This is a genomic window from Kitasatospora sp. NPDC058492, from assembly GCF_042720685.1.
GTDB lineage: Bacteria > Actinomycetota > Actinomycetes > Streptomycetales > Streptomycetaceae > Kitasatospora.
On the sequence record NZ_JBHXMU010000046.1, the window covers coordinates 41,865 to 66,836 of the forward strand.

Annotated in this window: 23 protein-coding genes and 1 pseudogene; 21 read left to right on the forward strand and 3 right to left on the reverse strand. The window is 72.8% G+C overall.

Features of this window, described 5'->3' with window-relative positions; all coding sequences use genetic code 11:
* Positions 1 to 194: 194 nt before the first annotated feature.
* The 3 genes from ACFWPI_RS27065 (at position 195) to ACFWPI_RS27075 (ending at position 2,833) form a co-directional block, all read left to right on the forward strand.
* Positions 195 to 1,118, forward strand: a complete 924-nt coding sequence (locus ACFWPI_RS27065; RefSeq protein ID WP_380425092.1) for an NmrA family transcriptional regulator — start codon at positions 195 to 197, stop codon at positions 1,116 to 1,118.
* 181 nt (positions 1,119 to 1,299) lie between these two features.
* On the forward strand, positions 1,300 to 1,893 hold the full coding sequence (locus ACFWPI_RS27070) for a DUF1772 domain-containing protein (protein WP_380377886.1): 594 nt from the start codon (positions 1,300 to 1,302) through the stop codon (positions 1,891 to 1,893).
* Between the two features lie 217 nt (positions 1,894 to 2,110).
* Entirely contained in the window at positions 2,111 to 2,833 is a 723-nt protein-coding gene (locus tag ACFWPI_RS27075; RefSeq protein ID WP_380377884.1) for a polysaccharide deacetylase family protein, read from the forward strand.
* 104 nt (positions 2,834 to 2,937) lie between these two features.
* Here ACFWPI_RS27075 and ACFWPI_RS27080 read toward each other — a convergent pair whose 3' ends face one another.
* Positions 2,938 to 3,432 (reverse strand): DUF1772 domain-containing protein, encoded by a 495-nt coding sequence (locus tag ACFWPI_RS27080; protein ID WP_063350758.1) that lies wholly within the window; start codon positions 3,430 to 3,432, stop codon positions 2,938 to 2,940.
* A gap of 164 nt (positions 3,433 to 3,596) precedes the next feature.
* Here ACFWPI_RS27080 and ACFWPI_RS27085 point away from each other — a divergent pair, with 164 nt between their 5' ends.
* The 4 genes from ACFWPI_RS27085 to ACFWPI_RS27100 all read left to right on the forward strand — a co-directional run bounded on the left by ACFWPI_RS27085 (position 3,597) and on the right by ACFWPI_RS27100 (position 8,788).
* Positions 3,597 to 4,604, forward strand: coding sequence for an AraC family transcriptional regulator (locus tag ACFWPI_RS27085; RefSeq protein ID WP_380377881.1), 1,008 nt, complete (start codon positions 3,597 to 3,599; stop codon positions 4,602 to 4,604).
* A 165-nt stretch (positions 4,605 to 4,769) separates the two neighbouring features.
* The gene (locus tag ACFWPI_RS27090; RefSeq protein ID WP_380377879.1) at positions 4,770 to 5,930 is read left to right on the forward strand and encodes an SGNH/GDSL hydrolase family protein; all 1,161 of its coding nucleotides are present in this window, start codon (positions 4,770 to 4,772) and stop codon (positions 5,928 to 5,930) included.
* A gap of 70 nt (positions 5,931 to 6,000) precedes the next feature.
* Positions 6,001 to 6,633 (forward strand): hypothetical protein, encoded by a 633-nt coding sequence (locus ACFWPI_RS27095; RefSeq protein WP_380377877.1) that lies wholly within the window; start codon positions 6,001 to 6,003, stop codon positions 6,631 to 6,633.
* Between the two features lie 172 nt (positions 6,634 to 6,805).
* A complete protein-coding gene (locus ACFWPI_RS27100; RefSeq protein ID WP_380377875.1) occupies positions 6,806 to 8,788 on the forward strand; it encodes a LamG-like jellyroll fold domain-containing protein in 1,983 nt (660 codons plus the stop codon).
* A gap of 42 nt (positions 8,789 to 8,830) precedes the next feature.
* On the opposite strand, the gene ACFWPI_RS27105 is transcribed toward ACFWPI_RS27100, so the two are convergent.
* On the reverse strand, positions 8,831 to 10,084 hold the full coding sequence (locus ACFWPI_RS27105; protein WP_380377888.1) for an SLC13 family permease: 1,254 nt from the start codon (positions 10,082 to 10,084) through the stop codon (positions 8,831 to 8,833).
* A 176-nt stretch (positions 10,085 to 10,260) separates the two neighbouring features.
* On the opposite strand from ACFWPI_RS27105, the gene ACFWPI_RS27110 reads away from it, so the two are divergent.
* From ACFWPI_RS27110 to hypE, 14 genes are all read left to right on the forward strand, one after another.
* Positions 10,261 to 11,316 (forward strand): hydrogenase expression protein HypE, encoded by a 1,056-nt coding sequence (locus ACFWPI_RS27110; RefSeq protein WP_363378097.1) that lies wholly within the window; start codon positions 10,261 to 10,263, stop codon positions 11,314 to 11,316.
* A gap of 89 nt (positions 11,317 to 11,405) precedes the next feature.
* A complete protein-coding gene (locus tag ACFWPI_RS27115) occupies positions 11,406 to 13,190 on the forward strand; it encodes a nickel-dependent hydrogenase large subunit (RefSeq protein ID WP_063350764.1) in 1,785 nt (594 codons plus the stop codon).
* On the forward strand, positions 13,187 to 13,648 hold the full coding sequence (locus tag ACFWPI_RS27120) for a thioredoxin (protein WP_380377873.1): 462 nt from the start codon (positions 13,187 to 13,189) through the stop codon (positions 13,646 to 13,648). The genes ACFWPI_RS27115 and ACFWPI_RS27120 overlap by 4 nt, the downstream gene beginning before the upstream one ends.
* Positions 13,645 to 14,292, forward strand: a complete 648-nt coding sequence (locus tag ACFWPI_RS27125; protein ID WP_380377871.1) for a DUF5947 family protein — start codon at positions 13,645 to 13,647, stop codon at positions 14,290 to 14,292. The genes ACFWPI_RS27120 and ACFWPI_RS27125 overlap by 4 nt, the downstream gene beginning before the upstream one ends.
* Positions 14,289 to 15,005, forward strand: coding sequence for a DUF6084 family protein (locus ACFWPI_RS27130; RefSeq protein WP_380377869.1), 717 nt, complete (start codon positions 14,289 to 14,291; stop codon positions 15,003 to 15,005). Before ACFWPI_RS27125 ends, ACFWPI_RS27130 begins: the two co-directional genes overlap by 4 nt.
* On the forward strand, positions 15,002 to 16,372 hold the full coding sequence (locus tag ACFWPI_RS27135; protein ID WP_380377867.1) for a hypothetical protein: 1,371 nt from the start codon (positions 15,002 to 15,004) through the stop codon (positions 16,370 to 16,372). Before ACFWPI_RS27130 ends, ACFWPI_RS27135 begins: the two co-directional genes overlap by 4 nt.
* Positions 16,369 to 16,884 (forward strand): hydrogenase maturation protease, encoded by a 516-nt coding sequence (locus tag ACFWPI_RS27140; protein WP_380377865.1) that lies wholly within the window; start codon positions 16,369 to 16,371, stop codon positions 16,882 to 16,884. The genes ACFWPI_RS27135 and ACFWPI_RS27140 overlap by 4 nt, the downstream gene beginning before the upstream one ends.
* Positions 16,878 to 16,991 (forward strand): DUF6893 family small protein, encoded by a 114-nt coding sequence (locus ACFWPI_RS27145; RefSeq protein ID WP_380377863.1) that lies wholly within the window; start codon positions 16,878 to 16,880, stop codon positions 16,989 to 16,991. The genes ACFWPI_RS27140 and ACFWPI_RS27145 overlap by 7 nt, the downstream gene beginning before the upstream one ends.
* A gap of 217 nt (positions 16,992 to 17,208) precedes the next feature.
* Positions 17,209 to 17,589 carry a hydrogenase maturation nickel metallochaperone HypA gene (gene hypA / locus ACFWPI_RS27150; protein WP_063350769.1) on the forward strand — a complete coding sequence of 127 codons (381 nt, stop codon included), beginning with the start codon at positions 17,209 to 17,211 and terminating at the stop codon, positions 17,587 to 17,589.
* A 5-nt stretch (positions 17,590 to 17,594) separates the two neighbouring features.
* Positions 17,595 to 18,431, forward strand: coding sequence for a hydrogenase nickel incorporation protein HypB (gene hypB / locus ACFWPI_RS27155; RefSeq protein WP_380377861.1), 837 nt, complete (start codon positions 17,595 to 17,597; stop codon positions 18,429 to 18,431).
* Positions 18,428 to 20,761 carry a carbamoyltransferase HypF gene (gene hypF / locus ACFWPI_RS27160; protein WP_380377859.1) on the forward strand — a complete coding sequence of 778 codons (2,334 nt, stop codon included), beginning with the start codon at positions 18,428 to 18,430 and terminating at the stop codon, positions 20,759 to 20,761. The genes hypB and hypF overlap by 4 nt, the downstream gene beginning before the upstream one ends.
* 61 nt (positions 20,762 to 20,822) lie before the next feature.
* Positions 20,823 to 21,140, forward strand: a complete 318-nt coding sequence (locus tag ACFWPI_RS27165) for a HypC/HybG/HupF family hydrogenase formation chaperone (RefSeq protein ID WP_380377857.1) — start codon at positions 20,823 to 20,825, stop codon at positions 21,138 to 21,140.
* Positions 21,137 to 22,261 carry a hydrogenase formation protein HypD gene (hypD, locus tag ACFWPI_RS27170; protein WP_380377855.1) on the forward strand — a complete coding sequence of 375 codons (1,125 nt, stop codon included), beginning with the start codon at positions 21,137 to 21,139 and terminating at the stop codon, positions 22,259 to 22,261. Before ACFWPI_RS27165 ends, hypD begins: the two co-directional genes overlap by 4 nt.
* A complete protein-coding gene (hypE, locus tag ACFWPI_RS27175; RefSeq protein WP_380377854.1) occupies positions 22,254 to 23,345 on the forward strand; it encodes a hydrogenase expression/formation protein HypE in 1,092 nt (363 codons plus the stop codon). The genes hypD and hypE overlap by 8 nt, the downstream gene beginning before the upstream one ends.
* A gap of 179 nt (positions 23,346 to 23,524) precedes the next feature.
* Here the strand turns inward: hypE and ACFWPI_RS27180 are convergent.
* A pseudogene (locus ACFWPI_RS27180) lies at positions 23,525 to 24,972 on the reverse strand (hypothetical protein); the annotation flags it as partial.

Sequence of the window (24,972 nt, forward strand, 5' to 3'; positions counted from 1 at the left end):
GGAGGCCGCCTCAAGGCGGGTGGTTCGTGGCGGGTTGGGTGTGTTCTGGTGGATGGCGAAGCAGACCCGCTCCAGGTCCTGTCCGGCCGGACAGGACCTGGAGCGGGGCACGCCGGGGGACGGTAGACGCTCGCGCATGGATGTGAGTGTGGAGGCTATGGTTCGCCGGCCCGGAGTGGATTTGACTGGTGGACATGAGGACGGACGCGCAGGGTTCGCAGAACCGGCCGGGTCCGCTGGTTTCGTCGACTTCTTCTCCGAATGGGGTGGCTGCTGTGGTTGCCAAGGGTGTTGTGGATCTTCCGGTCGGTGCTGGTGTGGTGCTGGTGGTGGGTGGGACGGGGAAGACCGGTCGGCGGGTGGCGGAGCGGTTGGCGGGGTTGGGGTACGGGGTGCGGGTGGGGTCGCGGTCGGGGGCGGTGGCGTTCGACTGGCATGACGAGGGGACGTGGGAGGCGGCGCTGGAGGGGGTGAGTGCGGCGTATCTGACGTACTACCCGGATCTGGCGTTTCCGGGGGCGGTGGAGGCGGTGGGGGCGTTCGCGCGGCTGGCGGCGCGGCGTGGTGTGGGGCGGCTGGTGCTGCTGTCGGGGCGTGGTGAGGAGGCGGCGGAGGCGGGGGAGAAGGCGGTGATGGAGTCGGGGGCCGCGTGGACGGTGGTGCGGTGCGCGTGGTTCAACCAGAACTTCAGTGAGAGTTTCTTCCTGGATCCGGTGCTGGCGGGGGAGTTGGCGTTGCCGGTGGGGGGTGCGGTGGAGCCGTTCGTGGATGCGGAGGACATCGCGGAGGTGGCGGTGGCGGCGTTGACGCGGGCGGGGCATGCGGGGGAGGTGTACGAGTTGACGGGGCCGCGGTTGCTGTCGTTCGCGGAGGTGGCGGTGGAGTTGTCGCGGGCGACGGGTCGTGAGGTGCGGTTCGAGGCGGTGTCGGAGGCGGCGTACCGGGGGGTGTTGGAGGAGGCGGGTCTGCCGGGGGACTTCGCGGAGTTGTTCTCGGTGATCCTGGACGGTCGTAACGCTTCGTTGGGGGACGGGGTGCGGCGGGCGTTGGGGCGTGAGCCGCGCGACTTCGCCGACTTCGCCCGCGAGGCCGCCGCGTCCGGGGTCTGGGACGTGTGAGCCGCCCGCCGCTCCGCACAACTCGCATGCCAGTCAGTTTCGTTGATCTTCGGTGCCGGGCCTCGCCGACTTCTTGACCGTCCATCCGGGTCGAACCCGGGAGCGGTACGGAAGCCGGTGCCCGGGCACCGTGGTGGCCCCCGCGCTGGGCGGGGGCCGGGGAGAAATCGAAGGATTACCGATGCGCTCGAACCAGACCGCGACTCCAGCTTCCTACTCCGCTCCATCCTCCTTCAGCGGCCTCGCGCCGGGCGCCTCGGCGGCCCCCGCCGCACGGAGCAAGGCCGCCGGGCCCGTCCTGGCGGGCGCCACCATCGCGATGGGCCTGATGGCGGGCCTGTTCTTCGCCTTCGACGTGTCCGTGATGCCGGGCCTCGCGGCGGGCGACGACCGGACGTACGTGACGGCGATGCAGCACATCAACAAGTCGATCGAGAACGGCATGTTCGGCCTGGTCTTCGTCGGCGCCTTCGTGGCGACGGGCGTGGCGGCCTGGCTCCAGCACAAGGCCGGGCGACGGCAGGCGGCACTGTGGGCCGCCGGGGCGACGGTGCTCTACGTGGTGGCCGTGATGGTCACCATGGGCGTCAACATCCCGCTCAACAACCAGCTGGCGCAGGCCGGCGACCCGTCCCAGATCACCGACTTCGCGGGCGTGCGCGCCAAGTTCGAGGGCACCTGGGTGGCCACCAACATGCTCCGCACGCTGCTCTGCACGGGGGGCCTGGCGGCCCTGACCCGGGCGCTGGTCCTGCACGGCCGCGCCTCGCGCTGAACGGCCCGGCCCCGCAACGGGGTTGCCGCCCCTGGTGGATCCCCGCCGGGGGCGGTCGCCGTGCCCGGTGCCGTGCCCGGCCAGTTCCCGCCGCTCGCCGCTGGTCAACCCGCCGAGCAGCTGGCCGAATTCACCCCCGGCCGGTCGCGGCGGCGGCGCCCTTCGGCGCAGACTGGTCGGTACAGGGCGGTTCCGGCACCAGGGGCAGGGGGCAGGCATGGCCGTACATTCCGGCAGGCGCAGGGCGGTTGGGCGGATTCGGACCGCGATCGGCGCACTCGCCGTCGCCCTGGTGGCGGGAGCGGCGGTCGCGGTGCCGGCCGCACCGGCCGAGGCGGCGGGCGCCAAGGCCGACCAGGGCGCCAAGGCCTACCAGGGCGGGAAGGTCGTCTACCTCACCTTCGACGACGGCCCCAGCCCCACCTACACGCCGAGGATCCTCGGGATCCTCGCCCGCTACGGTGTGCGCGCGACGTTCTTCGAGATCGGGCAGAACGTCGCCGCCCACCCGGCGCTCACCGGGCAGGTCGCCCGGGCGGGCCACAGCGTGCAGAACCACTCCTGGTCGCACCCGGACCTGCGCCGGCTCTCGGCCTCCGCCGTCAACGCCCAGGTGGCGAACACGGACAAGGCGATCCGCGCCCAGACCGGCCGCACCCCGAGCTGCCTGCGCCCGCCCTACGGTGCGGTCAACGGCGCGGTGCGCTCGCGCGCGGCGGCGCTCGGCAAGCAGGTCGTGCTGTGGTCGGTGGACCCGACCGACTGGTCCCGGCCGGGAACGGCGGCCATCCAGTCCCGGGTGCTGAAGAACGTCCGCCCGGGCTCGGTGATCCTGCTGCACGACGGCGGCGGAGACCGCAGCCAGACGGTCGCCGCACTTCCGACGATCCTCTCCACCCTCAAGTCGCGCGGGTACACCTTCGGGACCCTCTGCGGCTAGGGCAAGATCCGCCGGACAGGCCGTAGCCCCCGGACACGCCTTCGAACTCCCACGAAGCAAGCGGGAGTTCGAAGGCGTATCCGGGGGTCCGACCGGGCGCGGGGTCAGGCCTGGCCGTGCAGGATCAGCGCCCAGGCGAGGCAGGCGACGGCGGCGGTGCAGAGCAGGGCGCGCAGCACGTTGAAGCGGACCCAGCGGGCTTCGAAGCGCCCCCGGACGGCGGCCGGGTCGGTGATGCGCCGGGGCTCGCCGCCGGCGGCGAGTTCGTCGTTGAGCGGGATGTTGACGGAGCGGGTGACGCCGATCGCGGCGATGTAGAGCACCAGGGCGGCCACGGTGGCGGGTAGCGCGTGGTGGCCGTCGGAGGGCAGGTGGAGGGCGACGGCGGCGCCGGTGGTGAGGAGCGCGCCGACGAAGCCGAGGACGAACCAGCCGTTCAGGATGGCCACGTTGATGCGCTGCATGACCTCGATGAAGGTGCGGTCCTCGACCCGCGCGAGCGCGGGCATGACCGAGCACGCGAAGGCGTAGAACAACCCGGCGGTCAGTCCACAGGTGACGGTGGCCGCCACCAGTGCGAGTGTGCGTGCCAGTTCCATCTTCGTAGCCCCTCACTGTCTCTGCGTATCTGCTATCTGCGTATCGGTTCGTGCCCCCGTGCGCCGATCATCCGGCATCCGGGCCGCCCGGGCCACCTCGATCACTCAAGACCCTCTCAAATGACGAACCGTCAAATGATGTCTTGCCGTCTACACTTGGGGCCATGGACACTCTGACGGGACTCCTCGACGGCCCCAAGGCCCGCGGTGCGTTCCTGCTGCGCTCGATCCTCACCCCGCCGTGGTCGCTGCGGATCGAGGACCGGGCCCCGCTGTCGGTGGTGACGATGGTCCGCGGCGAGGCCTGGATCCTGCCCGAGCGCGGTACGCCGCTGCTGCTGCACCCCGGCGACGTGGCGATCGTCCGCGGCCCGGAGCCGTACACGGTGGCGGACGACCCCGACACCCCCGTGGACGTGATCGTCGGCCCCGGGCAGGTCTGCACGCGCGGCGGGGTGGACGTCTCCGAGGTGATGTCGCTCGGCGTCCGGACCTGGGGGCAGGGCCGGGAGGGGGACCAGGCGTCCTCGGTGGTCCTGTCCGGCACCTACCAGGCCGAGCACGAGATCGGCCAGCGCCTGCTCGGCTGCCTGCCCGCCCTGCTGGTCCGCCCGGCCGGCACCGGCGCCGACGACACCCTGGTGCACCTGCTGGCCGCCGAGATAGGGCGCAACGAGCCCGGTCAGGAGCTGGTCCTGGACCGCATCCTGGACCTGCTGGTCGTCTCCGTGCTGCGCTCCTGGCTCGCCGCCCCCGACTCCGGCGCCCCGGCCTGGTACCGCGCCCAGCACGACGCCGTCGTCGGGCCGGTGCTGCGGCTGATGCACGACGACCCGGCCACCGCCTGGACGGTCGCCGACCTCGCCCAGCGGGTCGGGGTGTCGCGGGCGGGCCTGGCCCGCCGCTTCACCGGCCTGGTCGGCGAACCGCCGATGGCCTACCTGGCGGGCTGGCGGCTGGCCGTGGCCGCCGACCTGCTGCGCGAACCCGAGTGCACCGTCGCCTTCGCGGCCCGCAAGGTCGGCTACAGCAACGCCTTCGCCCTCTCTGCGGCCTTCAAGCGCGTCCGCGGTGTCAGTCCGCAGGAGCACCGCCGCCTCGCCGCGACCGGCACCCCGGCCCAGCAGGCCGGCTTCTCCGGCCCGGCGGAGACGGTCATCCTGGCGGGCTGACGCCGCGGCCGCCGCCGACGGCCAAGGCCTGGGAATCCAAGACCGGGAATCCAAGGCTGCAATCCCATTTGCCTAAACCCATTAGGCAATCCCATACTGGCTATAGCCGGATGGCAGAAGGTGCACGGCACGGGCAGGACCCGCACAGAACGCGATGGAACAGCGATGAACACCTCTTTCACCACCCCCGTCACCGAGGCCCTGCTGCACGGCCACCTCGACGTCGAGCACACCGGGCGCGGCCTGCTGCCGCACCGCCTGCCCGCCCGGGCACGCCGGCAGATCCCCGACGAACAGCTCGCGATCGCCGAGTCCCAGCCCAGCGGCGTCCGGCTGGCCTTCCGCACCCGCGCCACCGCGATCGACCTGCACACCGTCCCGACCAAGCGGGCCTACGTGGGCGTGCCCACCCCGCCCGACGGGATGTACGACCTCCTCGTCGACGGGCGGCTGACGGCGCAGACCACGGTGTCCGGCGGCAACCTGCGCACCATCGACCTGGCCACCGGCCGCGTCGAGCTGACCCATGGCCCGCCCGGCACCGCCCGGTTCACCGGTCTGCCCGCACGGGACAAGACCGTCGAGATCTGGCTCCCGCACACCGAGACCACCGAACTCCTCGCCCTCGACACCGACGCCCCCGTCACCCCGGCCCCGGACGGCACCCGCCGGCGCTGGCTGCACCACGGCAGCTCGATCAGCCACGGCTCCAACGCCACCCACCCGACCGGCACCTGGCCCGCCCTGACGGCGGCCGCGGCCGGCGTCGACCTGGTCAACCTGGGCTTCGGCGGCAGCGCCCTGCTCGACCCGTTCACCGCCCGCGCCATCCGCGACACCCCCGCCGACCTGATCAGCCTGAAGATCGGCATCAACCTCGTCAACGCCGACGTGATGCGCCTGCGCGCCTTCGTCCCGGCGGTGCACGGCTTCCTCGACACCGTCCGCGAAGGACACCCGGCCACGCCGCTGCTCGTCGTCTCCTCGATCCTCTGCCCGATCCAGGAGGACACCCCGGGGCCCCTCGCCGCCGACTTCAGCACCGGGGCACTGCGCTTCCGGGCCACCGGCGACCCGGCCGAGACCGCGGCGGGCCGCCTCACCCTCACCGTCATCCGGACCGAACTCGCCCGCATCGTCGCCGCCCGCGTCGCCGACGGCGACCTCAACCTGCACTACCTGGACGGCCGTTCGCTCTACGGCCGGACCGACCACGACGACCACCCGCTCCCCGACGACCTGCACCCGGACCAGGCCGGCCACCACCGCATCGCCGAGCACTTCACCCGCCTCGCCTTCGGAGACACCGGCCCGTTCGCGGATTGACCCGCCCGCCGCCGCCCTCGTGCGCGACAATGATGCGATCAAGGGTCAATGGCCAAGGGGGAGAAGGTCGATGAAGCGCGCGAGGACCGTGATGGCCGCAGGCCTGGCCGCGGCCGTGGCAGTCGTGGCACTGTCTGGTTGCGGATCGGTGAGCGCACCGGGCAGTGCGACCGGCGGTACGCCGGTCGGCAGCGCCCCCGCCACCGCGACCACCCCGGCCCGAGAACCCGGTCAGGCCGGGGCCGAGGCCCTGGCCCGCCACGACCGGCTCTTCCCCCAGGTCGCGGCGAAATGCGCGGGCGTCGCCGCCACACTGCCGTCCGCCCCGGCCGCCGCCCCCACGGGCGACGGCGGTACCTGGGCCGACAAGTACGCGGAGAACCACGCCTACAAACAGACCGTCAGGCTCCTCGCCGACGCCCAATGCCGAGGCGAGGCCCACGCGGCACGGATCGCGGACGCCCTGCGGCCCGCCGGCGCGCCGGCCGTCCTCGACGAAGCCGGCCTCCGCGCGGCCCTCCAACGCCTCGGCTACCCGGCCGAGCTGGTCAACGTCCGCACCTCCGCCGGCGCCCCCGGCTTCGACCTCGAAATCCCCGAAGCCGTTCTCTGCGTCAGCGGCCTGCTGACCGCCCGGCCCGACATCCGCCCGCACGGCATGTACCTGGACGGCGGCTGCACCGAGCCCAAGGGCGGCCACTGACCAGGCCCACTGACCAGGCCCGCTGACCCGGCCGCGGAGGTCGGGCAGGGAGCAGCAGCCTGCGGGGGACGTTCCCCGGGCGTTCACCGTGCGGAGGCCGGCCGTCCGGTCAGCGGTCCGCGTCGTGCCCCTAGCGTCGCGATCACCGTGTACGGCCCGAGGAGCTGCCCCGATGAACCACCATCAGAACGACCTTCCCCACGACGACCACGGGTCGAGCTGCCCGCGGACCGTCGGGTTCGACTCCGACGCGCCGGCGGCGGCCGGACGCCGCGCCTTCCTGCGCGCGACGGGGCTGGTCGGCGCCGGGCTGGCGGTCCTCGGGGCGGGCTCCACAACGACGGCGACGGCGGCAGCGGCGGACGGGCCCACCGACGCGACGGCCGACGCCTTCGGCGCGCCCGCCGCCGCGGACGACGGCCGGGGCGCCTGGGATCCGGACCCGGACGGCCCCCGCTTCTCCCTGGCGGTGATGCCCGACACCCAGTACCTCTTCGACGACGACCGGATCCACCCCGCCCCGCTGGAGGCCTCGCTGCGCCACGTGCTGGACGGCAGCGACGAGAACTTCGTCTTCCTCGCGCACCTGGGCGACGTCACCCAGAACGGCAAGGCCGAGGAGTTCGCCGCCGCGGGCAAGGCCTTCACCCTCCTCGACCGCCACGGCGCGGCCTACAGCGTCCTGGCCGGCAACCACGACGTCGGCTCGGGCGGCGACGACCAGCGGGGCCGGACGGCGTACCTGGACACCTTCAACCCGGCCCGGTTCGCCCGCTCTGCGACCTTCAAGGGCGCGAGCCCGGACGGCTACAACACCTACCACCTGTTCCGGGGAGCCGGCCGGGACTGGATGGTGCTCTCGCTGGACTGGCGGCTGTCCGACCGCGGCTTCGCCTGGGCGAACTCGGTGATCGCCCAGCACCCGACCGTGCCGGTCATCCTCACCACCCACGACCTCGCCTACGCCGACGACGGCGGCGCCGCCCAGCTGTCCGACCACGGGCACGCCCTCTGGGACAGGCTGATCAGCGGCAACGACCAGATCTTCCTCACCCTGAACGGCCACTACTGGCCGCCCGGCAGCACCACGCTGACCAACAAGGCCGGCCACGACGTCCACGTCCACATCACCAACTACCAGAACCGGTACTACGGCGGCGCGGCGATGATCCGCGCCTACCGCTTCGACCTGGACCGCAACACCATCGACGTGCGGACGTACTCGCCCTGGATCCAGCAGCTGGCGGCCGAGAAGGTCAACCGCCTCGCCAGCGAGGAGATCGAGCTGACCGGCCCGGTGGACAGCTTCTCGGTGCAGGTGGACTTCGCGCGGCGGTTCGCCGGCTTCGCCCCGGTCCCGGCCCGCCCGGCCCGCCCCGCACGTCAGCTGACGATCCCGGGAACGGTCGCCTACTGGCGCTTCGACGGCGGACGGCCGGACGGCAGCGCCGTCGCCGACTCCCAGGTCGTCAAGGACCTGAGCGGCCACGGCAACGACCTCGTGAGCCAGACCGCCCCGGGCAGCCCGGCCGGGACGCTCACCTGGTCCACCGAGTCCCACCCCGACCAGCCCGGCCGCGGCAGCCTCTACTTCGCGGGCCGGGGCAAGCCGGTCCAGGGCGCGTACCTGCAGACCGTCGCCAAGGCCCCGATGAACGCCGACACCTTCCAGCAGGGCTACACCTTCGAGGCGTTCTTCAAGCTGCCGGCCGACTGGGACGCCGGCCGCAACGCCTGGACGGCGCTGCTCAGCCGCTGGGGCACCAGCGGGGAGGCGGGGAAGAGCGGCCCCGACACCGACCCGCAGGAGCCGGTCGCCACGCTCAGCCTGTCCGGCGGGCGGGAACTGCAGTGGTGCGTCTACCCGACCAACCTGAGCGGCCCCGTCACCAACTGGGGCCACGAACTCCCGCTCGGCGCCTGGTGGCACGTCGCGGTCGTCAACAACAAGCGGCTCACCCGGATGTACGTGAACGGCTGCGAGGTCGTCCGCAACCCCTCGACACCGTCCGAGGGCCTCAGCACCCTCGGCCACCCCTGGCTGCTCGGCGGCTACGAGTACGGCGGCGCGCTCAACCAGGTGTTCCACGGCTGGATCGGCGATGTCCGGGTGGTCAACCGCCCCCTGCCGGTCCGGGACTTCATGATCTCCTGACACCCCGCGCCCCGGGGCGCCCGCCCCACGGGCGCCCCGCCGTCAGCCTCCCAGGGCCAGCAGCGAGGCCCACAACGCCAGGACGGACAGCACCAGCGCCGACGGGACGGTGAGCAGGCCGAGGCGGGTGAACTCGCCCAGCCGGACGGTGCTGCCGTGCTGCTGGACGATCTTGCGCCACAGCAGGGTGGCCAGGGAGCCGGCGTAGGTGAGGTTGGGGCCGATGTTCACGCCGAGCAGCATCGCCAGCACCGCACCTGGGCCGGAGGCCGCCGTCAGCGGCAGCAGGACCAGGACGGCGGGCAGGTTGTTGATCACGTTCGCGAGGACGGCGGCCAGCGCGGCGACCGCGAGCAGGGACGGCAGGCCGGTGCCGGCGGGGACCACGTGGCCGAGCGCGGTGGCGAGGCCGTTGTCGACGACGGCGCGGACGACGATCGCGAGGGCGACGACGAAGGCGAGGAACGGAACGTTCGCGGCCCGGACGACCGCCGTCGGCGTGATGCGGCGCCGGGCGAGCGCCCGGCCGGCCAGCACGAGGGCTCCCGCCGCGGCCGCCCACGCCGGATTGACGCCCAGCGCGGAGGTGAGGACGAACCCGCCGAGCGTGCAGGCCACGACGACGAGCGCGAACAGCGGCAGCTCGGGGGCCACCTCGTCCGGTGGCGGCGGGGCCGCGCTGTCCAGGTCGGCGGCGAAGAACCGGCGGAAGACCACGTACTCGGCGCCGATCGCCACCAGCCACGGCAGGGCCATCAGCGCGGCGAACCGGGTGAAGCTCAGGCCGCTGGCCGCGAACGCCAGCAGGTTGGTGAGGTTGGACACCGGAAGCAGCAGCGACGCGGTGTTCGACAGGTGCGCGCAGGCGTAGACGTGCGGCTTCGGCCGGGCGCCGAGCCGGGTGGCGGTCGCGAACACCACCGGGGTCAGCAGCACCACCGTCGCGTCCAGGCTCAGCACCGCGGTGATCACCGAGGACAGGGCGAACACCTGCACCAGCAGCCGTCCGGGCCGCGCGGCGGTCCGGGCCATCCACGCCCCGCAGGCGTGGAACAGTCCCTCCTCGTCGCACAGCTGCGCCAGCACCAGCACTGCGGCCAGGAACCCGACCACCGGCCCCAGCCGTTCGGCCTCCTCCAGCGCGTGCGTGGGCGATATGGCGCCGGTGGCGATCAGCAGGGCGGCGGCGGGTACCGCGACGGCGGCCTCGGGCCAGCCCCACGGCCGGACGACGGCGCAGGCCAGTACGGCCAGCAGCAGTACCAGTGCCAGGCCCTCCGCGAGCGGGGTGTTCAGTGCGGGCTCCCTTCGAGACCAGCCGAGTCCGGCTGACGGCCACCCGGACGGGTGCGCCGGCTTGCGTCCCTTCGAGCGACCCGCCCGGCTCTCTGGACCGGCGGCCGGACTGAACTGCTGCTATGAATTTTTTGAGCCTATCTGTCCGGCTCCCGTTTTTTTGAGGAGGCATCCTCATGGGTGCGGTTGCAACAACTTCAGCCGACGCCGCCGTGGTGCACATTCTCTGGATCAATGCGGGTCTGAGCTGCGACGGGGACTCGGTCTCCCTGACCGCGGCGATGCAGCCCAGCATCGAGGAGATCGTCACCGGCGCACTCCCCGGCCTGCCGAAGGTCGCCGTCCACTGGCCGCTGATCGACTTCGAGTGCGGTCCGGTCCAGGGCGCGGACAACTTCGTGGAGTGGTTCTTCAAGGCGGACCGCGGCGAGCTCGACCCCTTCGTCCTGGTCGTCGAGGGTTCCATCCCGAACGAGACGATCAAGGAGGAGGGCTACTGGTGCGGCTTCGGCGACGACCCGGACACCGGCCAGCCGATCACCACCAGTGAGTGGCTGGACCGCCTCACCCCCAAGGCCACCGCGGTGGTCGCCATCGGCACCTGTGCCACCTACGGCGGCATCCACGCGATGGCCGGCAACCCGACCGGTGCCATGGGGGTGCCCGACTACCTGGGCTGGGACTGGAAGTCCAAGGCGGGCCTGCCGATCGTCTGCGTGCCGGGCTGCCCGATCCAGCCCGACAACTTCGCCGAGACGCTGACCTACCTGCTGTACCAGCTGGCCGGTTCCGCGCCGATGATCCCGTTGGACGACAAGCTGCGTCCGGCCTGGCTGTTCGGCGCGACCGTGCACGAGGGCTGCGACCGCGGCGGGTACTACGAACAGGGCCAGTTCGCCACCGACTACGGCACGCCCGAGTGCCTGGTGCGCCTCGGCTGCTGGGGCCCGGTCGTCAAGTGCAACGTCGCCAAACGCGGCTGGATCAACGGCATCGGCGGCTGCCCCAACGTCGGCGGCATCTGCATCGCCTGCACCATGCCGGGCTTCCCCGACAAGTTCATGCCGTTCATGGACCCGCCGCCCGGCTCCCGGGTCTCCACGGGCGCCAGCTCGGCGTACGGGGCGGTGATCCGCCGCCTGCGCACGATCACGGGCCGGACGGTCGACCAGGAGCCCAAGTGGCGGCACACCGGGCGCCGTCTGACCACCGGTTACCGCCCGCCGTGGTGACCCCTTTCCCCCTTCGGCCCGCCCGCCCCGCCCGGGGCGGGCGGGCCGTTGCAGAGCCTCCTCCCGCTGACAGAAGGGCATGACAGACGATGGCACCGACGACCAGGACGGCCGGCGACGGCAACGGTCTGGTGGAGATGTCCTGGGACCCGATCACCCGGATCGTGGGCAGCCTGGGCATCCACACGAAGATCGACTTCAAGCAGAAGAAGGTCGCGGAGTGCTACAGCACCTCCTCGGTCTTCCGCGGCTACAGCGTCTTCATGCGCGGCAAGGACCCGCGCGACGCGCACTTCATCACCAGCCGGATCTGCGGCATCTGCGGCGACAACCACGCCACCTGTTCGGTCTACGCGCAGAACATGGCCTACGGGGTCAAGCCCCCGCACCTCGGCGAGTGGATCATCAACCTCGGCGAGGCCGCCGAGTACATGTTCGACCACAACATCTTCCAGGAGAACCTGGTCGGGGTCGACTACTGCGAGAAGATGGTCCGCGAGACCAACCCCGGCGTCCTGGAACTGGCCGAACGCACCGAGGCACCCCACGCCGGCGACCACGGGTACCGCACCATCGCCGACATCATGCGCTCGCTGAACCCCATCGAGGGCGAGTTCTACCGCGAGGCGCTCCAGGTCAGCCGCTACACCCGGGAGATGTTCTGCCTGATGGAGGGCCGCCACGTGCACCCCTCCACCCTCTACCCCGGCGGCGTCGGCACGGTGGCCACCGTCCAGCTGTTCACCGACTACCTGACCCGGCTGATGCGCTACGTGGAGTTCATGAAGAAGGTCGTGCCGCTGCACGACGACCTCTTCGACTTCTTCTACGAGGCCCTGCCCGGCTACGAGGAGGTCGGCCGGCGCCGCGTCATGCTCGGCTGCTGGGGCAGCCTCAACGACCCGGACCACTGCGACTTCACCTACCGCAACATGACGGACTGGGGCCGGCGGATGTTCGTCACCCCGGGCATCGTGGTGGACGGCAAGCTCGTCACCAACGACCTCACCGAGATCAACCTCGGCATCCGCATCCTGCTCGGCAGCTCCTACTACGAGGACTGGCAGGGCAAGGAGCTCTTCGTCACCCACGACCCGCTGGGCAACCCCGTCGACCCCCGCCACCCCTGGAACCAGCACACCATCCCCGCCCCGCAGAAACGCGACTTCGACGACAAGTACAGCTGGGTGATGTCCCCCCGCTGGTTCGACGGCAAGGACTACCTCGCCCTCGACACCGGCGGCGGTCCGATCGCCCGCCTGTGGTCCACCGCGCTGTCCGGACTGGTCGACATCGGCTACATCAAGGCCACCGGACACAGCGTGCAGATCAACCTGCCGCGCTCCATGACCAAGCCGGAGACCACCTTCGAGTGGAAGATCCCGCAGTGGAGCAACGCCATCGAACGCAACCGCGCCCGCACCTACTTCCAGGCCTACGCGGCCGCCGCGGCCCTGCACTTCGCCGAGAAGGCGCTCGACGAGGTCCGCGCCGGGCGCAGCCAGACCTGGGAGCGCTTCGAGGTGCCGGACGAGTCGATCGGCTGCGGCTTCACCGAGGCCGTACGCGGCGTGCTGTCCCACCACATGGTGATCCGGGACGGCAAGATCGCCAACTACCACCCCTACCCGCCGACCCCGTGGAACGCCAGCGTCCGCGACAGCTTCGGCACCCCCGGCCCCTACGAGGACGCCGTCCAGAACACCCCGATCTTCGAGGAGAACCCCCCGGAGACCTTCAAGGGCATCGACATCATGCGCGCCGTGCGCAGCTTCGACCCCTGCCTGCCCTGCGGCGTCCACATGTACCTGGGCGACGGCAGGACGGTGCAGACCATGCACGTGCCCACCGGGCTGAGCGGACTCACCGCATGACCCCGGAACAGGCGGGGGCCCGCATCCAGGAGGCCCTGGACCAACTGGCCGGCGCCGACGCCCAGGAGGTCGGCGAGCACCTCGTCCGCGAACTGATGGCCCTCTACGGCGACGCCCTGGCCCGCCTCGTCCAGGCCCTGCCGCCCGCCGTGCTGGCCCGGCTGCTGGACGAACCGTCGCTGGCCGGCCTGCTCGTCCTGCACGACCTGCACCCCGAGGACGTCACCGCCCGCATCACCCGAGCACTCGCCACCCTGCCCGAACCGGTCGACCTGGCCGCCTTCGACCCCGCCACCGGCACCGCCCGGCTGCGCCGCACCCGCAGCGGCTGCGGGTGCGGCGAACAGGACATCGAGAACGCCCTGGCCTGCCACGCCCCCGAGGTCACCGCGGTCGAGCTCGAACGCCCCGCAGAACTGCTGCAGATCGGCGCTCGGCCCCCGGCGGGCCCGCGATGACCTTCCGCCAGCTCGACCGGCCCGGCACCGCGCTGCTGCGCCGGCTGCGGGAGCCCGCACCCCCGCAGCCGCAACGCTGCGAGTTCTGCGGCCGGCACCTGCCCGCCGAGCACCGCCACCTGGCGGACACCGACCAGCAGGCGCTCACCTGCGCCTGCACCGCCTGCGCCCTGCTGTTCCAGCAGCCCGGCGCGGCCGACGGCCGCTACTGCGCAGTCCCCGACCGCTACCTGACCGACCCGGCCCACCCCCTCGGCGAGGACGCCTGGGCCGCCCTCGGCATCCCCGTCGCCACCGCGTTCCTGCTGCGCACCACACGACTGCAGCGGTCCGTCCTGCTCTACCCAGGACCGGGCGGCGCGACCGAGGCCGAACCCGACGAGGCCGCCTGGCAGGCCGCGCTCGGCGGTAGCCGCCTGTACGCCGCACTGCGGCCGGACGTGGAGGCGCTGCTGCTGCGGCGCGACACCGACGGCATCCAGTGCTACCTGGTGCCGGTCGACGTCTGCTACGAACTCGTCGGCCGACTGCGGCGCTGCTGGAAGGGCTTCGACGGCGGGGCCGAGGCCCGCGCCGAACAGACCGCCTTCTTCGAGCGCCTGGCCGCCCGGTCCCGCGTCCTCCCCGAAGGCGGCGCCCGGTGACCTCGATCTCCTTCGCCTGCACCGGAGTGCGGGCCGATCCCTACGCCGCCGGGCCCGCCCTGGTCTTCCGGCTGCGCATCACCGCCCCCGCCGAGGTGCGGGTGCACGCGCTGGCGCTGCGCTGCCAGCTGCGGATCGAACCGGCCCGGCGCCGCTACGGCGACGCCGAGGGCGGGCGGCTGACCGACCTGTTCGGCGAGCGCTCACGCTGGGCCGGCACCCTCCACCCGGTCCAGTTCGCCCAGGTCCCGCTGCTGGTCGGCGCGTTCACCGGCGAGACCGAGACCGACCTGGTGGTGCCCTGCACCTACGACATGGATGTCTCCGCCGCCCGCTACCTCGCGGCACTGGACGACGGGGACGTGCCGCTGCTGCTGCTCTTCTCGGGCACCGCCTTCGCCGGCCCCGGCGGCTTCCAGGTCACCCCGGTGGCCTGGGACCAGGAAGCCGCCGTGCGGATGCCGGTCAAGGTCTGGCGGGAGGCGATCGACGCGCACTTCCCGGGCTGCGGCTGGCTCCGGCTGCCCGCCGACCTGATGGCCGAACTGCTCGCCTACCGCTCCCGGCGCGCCCTGCCGTCCTGGGAGGCCACCGTGCGCGAACTGCTCGGCACGGCCCGGACCGCAAAGCCGTCCCAGACCGTGAAGCCGACCCAGGCCGCGAAGCCACCCCAGGCCGTCAAGGCGGCCCAGACCGCGAAGGGGGAGCGGTGACCGCGCCCGCCCACGAGAGCGAGAACAGGTTCGCCCACGCCCGGCAGATCGCCGACGCAGTCCTGTTCGAGGGCTACGTGCTCTACCCCTACCGGGCGTCGGCGGCCAAGAACCGGCTGCGCTGGCAGTTCGGCGTCCTGACCCCGCCGCGCTACGGCGCCGACAGCGGTGAGCACTCCCACCAGCGCACCGAATGCGTGATGGAAGCGCGCCAGGGCGACCAGCTGGCCGTCGAACTGCGCTTCCTGCGCCTCCAACGGCGGACGGTCCAAGAAGCAGGCAGACAGGGCGGATTCCGGACCGTCGATGAGCTGGAGCTCGCCGACCGGGTGCTCGTCCCCTGGGACGAAGGGGTCGAGGAACGGATCGAACTCCTCATCCCAGTTGAGGAATTGGCGGCCGGTGAAGCCGTCCGCAGCTTCGAACTCGACGCGTCCGAGGGCGAGGAACGGCTCGTCGAGGACGGCACGTTGGCCGGGCGGCTCCTGCGCCGCCGGGAACGGGTCCAGGGCCGCCTGCGGATCGCCGCCCAGGACGTACCCGGCCCCTACCGGGCGCAGCGGCTGACCGTCCTGGTGGAGAACACCTCCGACTGGGATCCGACTCCCGGCGCCCGACGCGAGACCGCACTGGCACACGCCCTCGTCTCGGCCCACCTGCTGCTCGGCCTCGACCGCGGCTCCTTCCTCTCGGCGACCGACCCGCCCGAGTGGGCGGGCGAGGCGGTGCGCGCCTGCCGCAACGAGCACACCTGGCCCGTACTGGCAGGCCCGCCCGGCAGCGGCAAGGTGCTGCTCTCCTCGCCGATCATCCTGGAGGACCACCCGCACATCGCCCCCGAGAGTCCCGGCGCGCTCTACGACGCCACCGAGATCGACGAGATCCTCGCGCTGCGCACCGCGGCCCTGACCGAGCGGGAGAAGCGCGAGGCCCGGGGCACCGACGACCGGGCCGGCGCGGTGATCGACCTCGCCGACTCGATGCCCCCCGAGATCCTGGAACGGCTGCACGGCGCCGTCCGGGGGCTGCGCGAAATCACCGACCCCGAAGCCGGGGCGGACCGGCCCTGGTGGGACCCGGGCAACGACCCGCAGACCGACCCCGGACGGGACCAGGTGATGATCGACGGCCGCCCGGTCGCCGCCGGCAGCCGAGTGCGGCTCCGGCCCGGTCGCCGCCGCACCGACGCCCAGGACCTGTTCCTGCACGGGCGCACCGCGCTGGTGGAGGCGGTGCTGCACGACGTCGACGGTTCGGTGCACCTGGCCGTCACCGTGGACGACGACCCGGGCGCCGACCTGTGGCGGGCGCAGGGCCGCTTCCGGTACTTCCAGCCGGACGAGGTCGCGTTGGTGGAAGAGCGGTGAGCGCCGACCGGACCGGGCGGGTCCTGGTCGCCGGGGTCGGCAACATCTTCCTCGGTGACGACGGCTTCGGGGTCGAGACCGTCCGGCGCCTCGCCGCCCGGGACCTTCCCGCCGGCGTCGAGCTCCTCGACGTCGGCGTGCGCGGCGTCCACCTGGCCTACCAACTCCTCGACGGCTACCGGACGCTGGTGCTCGTCGACGCCACCGCGCGCGGCGGCGAGCCGGGGACGGTGTACCTGATCGAAGCGGACGCCGGACCGGTGGAGTCGATGGTCCTGGACGGCCACCGGATGGGCCCGGACGCCGTGCTCGCCCTGCTCGCCACCCTGGCCGCCGGAACGGGCGGCACCGCGCCCGAGCGGGTCCTGGTGGTCGGCTGCGAACCCGCCTCACTGGAGGAGGGAATCGGACTGAGCACCCCGGTGGCCGCCGCCGTCGACGAGGCGGTCGCCGTGATCCTGCGCGTCCTCACCACGGACGCACCCACCCACAGAGAGGCGGCACCATGCTGAAGAACCTCGCCGTCGCGGCCGCCGCGGCCGTCCTGGCCGCAGTCGCGGCGCTGATCTGGCAGAGCCTTCCCGACCTGAGGCGCTACCTGCGGATCCGGCGGATGTAGGAGCGGACGCGGTAGCGGAGCAGTACGCGCGGGGGCCACCACCGGCGTGCTGCGAACAGGTAGTCACGGGTGCGGCGGCGGCGCGGCTTCGAGCCGTTTCCGCCGCCGCACCCTGTAATGGGGCCTGTTGCTCACGGGGCCTGTTGCTCACGGGGCCCGGACACCGGGCCCGCGCCCCCAAGGAGCCGGGCGCCTCCAACGGCGGGAAACGAGACAGATGCACGAGATGTCGATCGCGACGGCCGTCGTCGACCAGGTGGACCGGGCTGCCCGCGCACACGGGGAGAGCGCCGTGGCCAGAGTCCGGCTGCAGATCGGCGAACTGGCCGGAGTCGTCCCGTCGGCACTCGACTTCTGCTTCGAACTGGCCTGTGCCGGAACGCTGTTGGAAGGTGCGGTGCTGGAGACCGAGGCCGTCGCCGCACGGGCGAAGTGCACGCCCTGCGGGGTCGAGTGGAGCGTCGGCATGCCGCCCGACCTGGGCTGCCCGCGCTGCGCCGGTGCCAGGGTCGAACTGCTGGCCGGGCGTGAGCTGCAGATCCTCGGCGTCGAGTGGTCCGAGCCCCCGGCGGGCGCCCGGACCGATCAAGGAGGCTGAAACCGATGTGTCGCACCGTCGATCTCCGGCAGGCGGTTCTCGCCCGCAACGACGACGACGCCCGGCGGCTGCGGGCGGAACTGGCCGCCCGGGGCACCGTCGTGGTGAACCTGCTGTCCAGCCCGGGCAGCGGCAAGACGGCGCTCCTGGAGGCCGAACTCGGCCTGGCCCGGGAGCGCGAGGTGCCCGTCGCGGCCCTCACCGCCGACCTCGCCACCGAGAACGACGCGCGCCGGCTGGCCCGTTCGGGCGCGCCGGTGAAGCAGGTCCTCACCGACGGGCTGTGCCACCTGGAGACGGCGATGCTGCGCGGGCACCTGGCCGGCTGGTTGCCGCCGGACACCCGGCTGCTGTTCGTCGAGAACGTCGGCAACCTGGTCTGCCCCGCCTCCTACGACCTCGGCGAGTCGCTGCGGGTCGTCCTCGCCTCGGTCACCGAGGGAGAGGACAAGCCGCTCAAGTACCCGACCGCCTTCGGGCTGGCCAACCTGGTGCTGGTCACCAAGGCGGACCTCGCCGTCGCGGCACAGTTCGACGAAGCCGCCTTCCTCGCGAGCGTCGCGCGGGTCAACCCGGGGGTGGAGGTGGTCTTCACCTCGGCCCGCACCGGGCAGGGCGCCGGGGCGCTGCTGGACCGGGCGCTCGCGGTGCTGGCCGGCGCGCAGGTCCACCGGCCGGTGATGGCCGGCGCGCACGACCACGACCACACCCACGGCAACGACCACACCCACGGCAACGACCACAGCCACGACCACGGCAACAACCACAACCACAGCCACGACCACGACCACGCCCACGCGGGGGCCCACGACCACCCGCACCCGGCCGTGGACCTGTCGTGACCACGGATCAGCAGCCGCCCCTGCTCCAGCGCCGCCGGGTCGCCGTGCGCGGACTCGTCCAAGGCGTCGGATTCCGACCGTTCGTCTTCACCCTCGCCACCGAACTCGGCCTGTCCGGCAGCGTCACCAACACCGGCGATGGCGTACTCGCCGAGATCGAGGGCACCGGCGAGGCGGTGACCGCGTTCTGCCGACGCATCGCCAGCGACGCGCCCCCGCTCGCCGACGTCGCCTCGGTGGACCACCAGCCGCTGGCCGTCACCGGCACACCGGGCTTCGTCATCACACCCTCCCGCGCCGACGGACCGCACCGCACCCAGATCCCCCCGGACACCGCCACCTGCGCAGACTGCCTCGCCGAACTGGCCGACCCCGCCGGCCGCCGCCACCGGCACCCGTTCATCAGCTGCACCAACTGCGGGCCCCGGCACACCATCGTCACCGCCCTGCCGTACGACCGGGCCAACACCACGATGGCGGCCTTCGCGATGTGCCCCGACTGCGCCCGCGAGTACGCCGACCCGGCCGACCGGCGCTTCCACGCCCAGCCCGTCGCCTGCCACACCTGCGGCCCGACCCTCACCCTGTCCGTCCCCGGGCTCCCCGTGCTCGACGGCGAGCAGGCGCTCACCGAGGCCCGGCGCCTGATCACCTGCGGAGCGGTCCTGGCCGTCAAGGGCATCGGCGGCTACCACCTGGCCTGCGACGCCACCGACGCGGACACCGTCGCCCTGCTGCGCCGGCGCAAGCGGCGCGGTGACAAGCCCTTCGCCCTGATGGCCCGCGACCTCGAACAGCTCAGGGCACTGGCGGCATCCGGGGCGGTGGAGCTGGGGCCCGTCGAGGAGGAACTGCTCACCGGCCCGGTGCGGCCGATCGTGCTGCTGCGCCGGGGGGCACACCGGATCGCCGAGCTGGAAGCCGCCGCTCCGCGCAGCCCCGACCTCGGCGTGCTGCTGCCGTACACCCCGCTGCACCACCTCCTGCTCGCCCCTCCCGGCCCCGGACTGCTGGTCATGACCAGCGCGAACCTCTCCGGCGAGCCCATCGTGACGGACGACCGGGAGGCCCTCGCCCGCCTCGCCCCGCTGGTCGACGGCTGGCTCACCCACGACCGCCCCATCCACGTGCCCTGCGAGGACTCCGTGGTGCGGGTGGTGGACGGGCAGCTGCTGCCGGTACGTCGCTCGCGCGGCTACGTGCCGCTCCCGGTGCCCCTGCCGGTGCCGGTGCGGCCCGCGCTGGCCGCGGGCGGCGACCTCAAGAACACCTTCGCGCTGGCCCGGGACGGCTACGCCTGGCTGTCCGGCCACCTCGGCGACATGGACGACCTCGCCACCCTGCGGGCGTTCGACCGCGCGGTGGACCACCTCGGGGCCGTCACCGGCGTGCAGCCCGAGGTGCTCGTCGTCGACCGCCACCCCGGCTACCGCTCCGCCCGGCACGTGCGCAGGTCGGCCCGGGGCCGTGAGGTGCGGGACGTCCAGCACCACCACGCGCACATCGCCTCGGTGATGGCCGAGCACGGTCTCGACGGCAGCCGGCCCGTGATCGGGATCGCCTTCGACGGCACCGGTTACGGAGTGGACGGCGCGGTGTGGGGCGGAGAGGCGCTGCTGGCCGACTACCGGGGCTTTCGGCGTCTCGCCCGGCTCGACTACGTTCCGCTGCCGGGGGGCGATGCGGCCGTGGTGCGTCCGTACCGGATGGCGCTGGCCCATCTGCGGGCGGCAGGGCTCCCGTGGGCGGCCGGCCTGCCGCCGGTGCGCTCCTGCCCTGAAGGCGAACTCCGACTGCTGTCACAGCAGTTGGATCGATCGGTGAACTGCGTGCCGACCTCCAGCATGGGCCGGCTGTTCGATGCCGTGTCCTCGCTGGCCGGGGTCTGCCAGAAAGCCGGGTACGAGGCGCAGGCGGCGATCGAGCTGGAGGCGGCCGCCCTCGCGCACGGGCCGGTGGCCGGCCCGGGGGAGGGCTACGCATTCCAACTCGTCGACGAGGGCGGGATGATGACCGCCCGACCCGGGCCGGTGCTGGCTGCGGTGGTGGCGGACCTGGCAGCAGGGGCGCCGCCCGGGCTGATCGCCGCCCGGTTCCATGCGGCGGTGGCCGCGCTGGTGCGGGCGGTCTGCGCCGATATCAGGCGGCGGCACGGCACCGGGACGGTCGCGCTGAGCGGCGGCGTCTTCGCCAACGCGCTGCTGTCCTCGGCATGCGCGCGGGGTCTGACGGAGGACGGGTTCACCGTGCTGCGGCACCGCCGGGTGCCGCCCAACGACGCGGGGCTCGCGCTCGGCCAGTTGATGGTGGCGGCGCGGGCCGACGACTGAGCGCCCCGCGCGTACGGAGTTCGGCAGGTTCGGAGGAACCGGAGAGAGGAGGGAGACCGCAATGTGCCTGGCGGTACCCGGAAGAGTGTTGGAGATCGCGGAACGCGACGGGACCAGGATGGCGGTCGTCGACTTCGGCGGGGTCGTCAAGGACGTGTGCCTGGAATACCTGCCGGACCTGAAGGTGGGCGAGTACGCCATCGTCCACGTCGGGTTCGCCCTGCAGCGGCTGGACGAGGAATCGGCCCGCCGGACCTTGCAGCTGTTCGAGGAACTCGGCCTGCTCCAAGAGGAGTTCGGCGACCCCTGGGAGGCGGCTGCGGCTGCGGCGACTGCGGCGACTGCGGCGTCCTCGGCGAGGCAGGAGGAGGAACGGTGAGATACCTGGAGGAGTTCCAGAACCCCGAGCTGGCCGGTGGTCTGCTCGCCGACATCAGGGCGACGGTCACCCGGCCGTGGGCGCTGATGGAGGTGTGCGGCGGTCAGACGCACAGCATCATCCGTCACGGGATCGACCAACTGCTGCCGCCCGAGGTCGAGTTGATCCACGGCCCGGGCTGCCCGGTGTGCGTCACCCCGCTGGAGGTGATCGACAAGGCGCTGGAGATCGCGGCCCGGCCCGAGGTGATCTTCTGCTCCTTCGGTGACATGCTGCGCGTGCCCGGCACCGGCCGTGACCTCTTCCGGGTGCGCGGCGAGGGCGGCGACGTCCGGGTGGTGTACTCCCCGCTGGACGCGCTGCGGATCGCCGAGGAGAACCCGTACCGGGAGGTCGTCTTCTTCGGCATCGGTTTCGAGACGACCGCACCACCCAACGCCATGGCCGTGCACCAGGCCAGGAAGCGGGGCATCGGCAACTTCAGCATGCTGGTCTCGCACGTACGGGTGCCACCCGCCATCGAGGCCATCATGAACTCGCCGCAGTGCCGGGTCCAGGGCTTCCTCGCCGCCGGACACGTGTGCAGCGTGATGGGCATCGACGAATACCCCGCGCTCGCCGAACGCCACCGGGTGCCGATCGTCGTCACCGGCTTCGAACCGCTGGACATCCTGGAGGGAATCCGGCGCACCGTACGGCAGTTGGAGCGCGGCGAGCACACCGTCGACAACGCCTACGCGCGGGCCGTGCGCCCGGAGGGCAACCCGGCGGCCCGGGCCATGTTGGAGGACGTCTTCGAAGTGACCGACCGGGCCTGGCGCGGCATCGGCATCATCCCGGACAGCGGCTGGCGGCTCTCCCCGCGCTACCGCGACCACGACGCCGAGCACCGCTTCGACGTCGCGCGGATCACCACCGTCGAACCCGCGCAGTGCCGCAGCGGGGAAGTCCTCCAGGGGCTGCTCAAGCCGCACCAGTGCGAGGCCTTCGGCACCGCCTGCACCCCGCGCACCCCGCTCGGCGCCACCATGGTCTCCAGCGAGGGCGCCTGCGCCGCCTACTACCTCTACCGGCGGCTCGACGCGCCGGGCATGGCCCGGGAGGCGAGCCCCGTTGGCTGAGACCCAGACCCAGACCCAGACCGGCGCCGGCGGCGCCCCGGACCTCCTCGGATGGAGCTGTCCACTGCCGCTGCGCGACCACCCCCGGGTGGTGATGGGGCACGGCGGAGGCGGGGTGCTGTCGGCCGAACTGGTGGCGAACCTGTTCGCCCCGGCCTTCGGCGGGCCGGTGCTCGCCGGGCTCGCGGACTCGGCGGTCGTCGAGCTCGGCGGTGCCAGACTCGCCTTCTCCACCGATTCCTACGTCGTGCGGCCGCTCTTCTTCCCCGGCGGCAGCATCGGCGACCTCGCGGTCAACGGCACCGTCAACGACCTGGCCATGAGCGGGGCCCAACCGGCCTATCTGTCCTGCGGCTTCATCCTGGAGGAGGGCGTGGAGACGGCCGTGGTCGCGCACGTCGCCCAGGCGCTGGGCGCCGCCGCCCGGGCCGCCGGGGTGGAGGTGGTCACCGGCGACACCAAGGTCGTCGAGGCCGGGCACGGCGACGGCGTGTACCTGAACACCGCCGGCATCGGCCTGGTCCCCGCCGGAGTCGACATCCGGCCGCAGCGTGCCGCCCCCGGCGACGTGGTGATCGTCAGCGGTGAGATCGGCCTGCACGGCGTGGCCATCATGAGCGTGCGCGAGGGTCTGGAATTCGGCGTCGAGATCGAGAGCGACTGCGCGGCCCTCGGCTCACTGGTGGCCGCGATGCTGGCCGTCACACCCGACCTGCACGTCCTGCGCGACCCCACCCGGGGCGGCCTCGCGGCGGCGCTCGGCGAGATCGCCGAGGCCGCCCGGGTGGGCGTCGTGGTGAACGAGCGCGCCGTCCCCGTGCCCGCGCAGGTCGCCAACGCCTGTGCCATCCTCGGTCTCGACCCGTTCTACGTCGCCAACGAGGGCAAGCTGGTCGCCTTCGTCCCGCGCGAGCACGCCGACGCCGTCCTCGCCGCGATGCGGGCGCACCCGCTGGGCGCGCGCTCGGCAGTGATCGGCGAGTGCGTGGCGGACCACCCCGGCATGGTCGTCTGCCGCACCCCCTTCGGCGGCACCCGCGTCATCGACCTGCCGATGGGGGAGCAACTCCCGCGTATCTGCTGAGGGTTCCGCCCGCCTCGTGCGGGTGGGGGAACAGGATCGGGGCTCGTGCCGGCTTCACCGGTACGAGCCCCGATCCTTGTCCAGGGCGTGCGATCAGCCTGGGTGCACCAGGGCCGCTTGGCCCGACGCAACCGGGATCCTGCCGGTCCCGGGTGTGCCCGGGACCGGCAGGACAGCGGTCAGCGGCGGCTCCGGCGGAGCGTCAGCAGCAGGCCGCCCGCGGCGAGCATCGCGAAGGCCGCCAGGCCCGCCAGGGGCATCGGGTCCGACCCGGTGGGGGGCAGCGGGCCGCCCGTGGGGCTGGGCGAGGGCTGCGACGGGTTGACGGTGATGCTGGTGGCGCAAGGTCCGCCGGTGGTCGCCGACGGCTCCGGCACCTCCCGCGCGGAGCGGAGCGACCGGTTCGTCGAAGCGGGGCAGTTGCTGCCGTCGCCGAGCGAGACGACCCGGTTGTCGAGGCGCTTGCCGCCGGCGTCGGACTTGACGGTGAAGGTGTAGACGAGGGTCTCGGTGGCTCCGGGGCGGAGGTCGAGGGTCCAGGTCAGGCGCGGCGGGCTGTAGGAGATCCGGCCGATGGTGGCGTGGGCGTCACCGTCGTAGTCGGCGGCGTCCAGGACGCCGGTGAAGTCGTCGACGACGACGGCGCCGTGGTAGGTGCCGCTGGCGCGGTTCGTGGCGGTGACGGTGTAGGTGACCTTGTCACCGGGGTCGGGCTTGGCCGGGGAGACCTGCTTGGCGAGGTGCAGGTCGTGCCGGACGGTGATCGGCTCCGTCGGGGTGGCCACGGCAGTGCGCGTGGGCGTCGCCGGGTCGGGGCCGCCGGTGACGACGGCGGAGTTCACCGGCACCTCCGTCGCGTCCGGCGAGAGGGTCCCGCTGAGGGTGTAGGTCGCGGTGGCGCCGACGGCCAGGTCGATGGCGGGGCAGGTGGCGACACCGCCGGTGTCAGGGCAGGGCGTGCCGTCGGCGTCGGCGGTAAGCACCGGGTGGTCCACCTGCTGCGGGAACCGGTCGGTGACCACGACGTTGCGGGCCCGCGAGGGGCCCTCGTTGGTGACGCCGACCCGCCAGGAGATCGGCCCGCCGGCCACGACCGGGGAGGTCAGCAGCACCTTGGAGACCGTCAGACGGGCCTGCTGGGAGGGCGGACCGGTCGGTGAGGCCACGGCGGTGTGGGTGGGTGTGGCGGGGTCGGGCCCGCCGGTGACGACCGCGGTGTTCACCGGTGTGCTGGTGGCCGCGGGGTCGAGCGTGCCGGTGAGCGTCCACGAGTGGGTGGCGCCGACCGGGATCTGGACGGCGGGGCAGGTGGCGACCCCGGCCGTGACGGGGCAGACGGCGCCATCGGAATCCGAGGTCAGCGAGGCGCCGGACACCCCGCCGGGCACCCGGTCGGTGACGACCACGTCCCGCGCCTGGCTGGGGCCGTTGTTGGTGACCGACACCCGCCACCGGATCTGCTGCCCAGGCACCACCGGGCTCGTCAGCAGCACCTTCGACACCGTCAGACGGGCCTGCTGGGACGGTGAGGAGGTCGGTGAGGCCACGGCGGTGTGGGTGGGTGTGGCGGGGTCGGGCCCGCCGGTGACGACCGCGGTGTTCACCGGTGTGCTGGTGGCCGCGGGGT

Coding starts and splice junctions, on each gene's coding strand:
- ACFWPI_RS27065 (WP_380425092.1), top strand. CDS start 195: ATGAGGACGGACGCGCAGGGTTCGCAGAACCGGCCGGGTCCGCTGGTT.
- ACFWPI_RS27070 (WP_380377886.1), top strand. CDS start 1,300: ATGCGCTCGAACCAGACCGCGACTCCAGCTTCCTACTCCGCTCCATCC.
- ACFWPI_RS27075 (WP_380377884.1), top strand. CDS start 2,111: ATGGCCGTACATTCCGGCAGGCGCAGGGCGGTTGGGCGGATTCGGACC.
- ACFWPI_RS27080 (WP_063350758.1), bottom strand. CDS start 3,432: ATGGAACTGGCACGCACACTCGCACTGGTGGCGGCCACCGTCACCTGT.
- ACFWPI_RS27085 (WP_380377881.1), top strand. CDS start 3,597: ATGGACACTCTGACGGGACTCCTCGACGGCCCCAAGGCCCGCGGTGCG.
- ACFWPI_RS27090 (WP_380377879.1), top strand. CDS start 4,770: ATGAACACCTCTTTCACCACCCCCGTCACCGAGGCCCTGCTGCACGGC.
- ACFWPI_RS27095 (WP_380377877.1), top strand. CDS start 6,001: ATGAAGCGCGCGAGGACCGTGATGGCCGCAGGCCTGGCCGCGGCCGTG.
- ACFWPI_RS27100 (WP_380377875.1), top strand. CDS start 6,806: ATGAACCACCATCAGAACGACCTTCCCCACGACGACCACGGGTCGAGC.
- ACFWPI_RS27110 (WP_363378097.1), top strand. CDS start 10,261: ATGGGTGCGGTTGCAACAACTTCAGCCGACGCCGCCGTGGTGCACATT.
- ACFWPI_RS27115 (WP_063350764.1), top strand. CDS start 11,406: ATGGCACCGACGACCAGGACGGCCGGCGACGGCAACGGTCTGGTGGAG.
- ACFWPI_RS27120 (WP_380377873.1), top strand. CDS start 13,187: ATGACCCCGGAACAGGCGGGGGCCCGCATCCAGGAGGCCCTGGACCAA.
- ACFWPI_RS27125 (WP_380377871.1), top strand. CDS start 13,645: ATGACCTTCCGCCAGCTCGACCGGCCCGGCACCGCGCTGCTGCGCCGG.
- ACFWPI_RS27145 (WP_380377863.1), top strand. CDS start 16,878: ATGCTGAAGAACCTCGCCGTCGCGGCCGCCGCGGCCGTCCTGGCCGCA.
- hypA (WP_063350769.1), top strand. CDS start 17,209: ATGCACGAGATGTCGATCGCGACGGCCGTCGTCGACCAGGTGGACCGG.
- hypB (WP_380377861.1), top strand. CDS start 17,595: ATGTGTCGCACCGTCGATCTCCGGCAGGCGGTTCTCGCCCGCAACGAC.
- ACFWPI_RS27165 (WP_380377857.1), top strand. CDS start 20,823: ATGTGCCTGGCGGTACCCGGAAGAGTGTTGGAGATCGCGGAACGCGAC.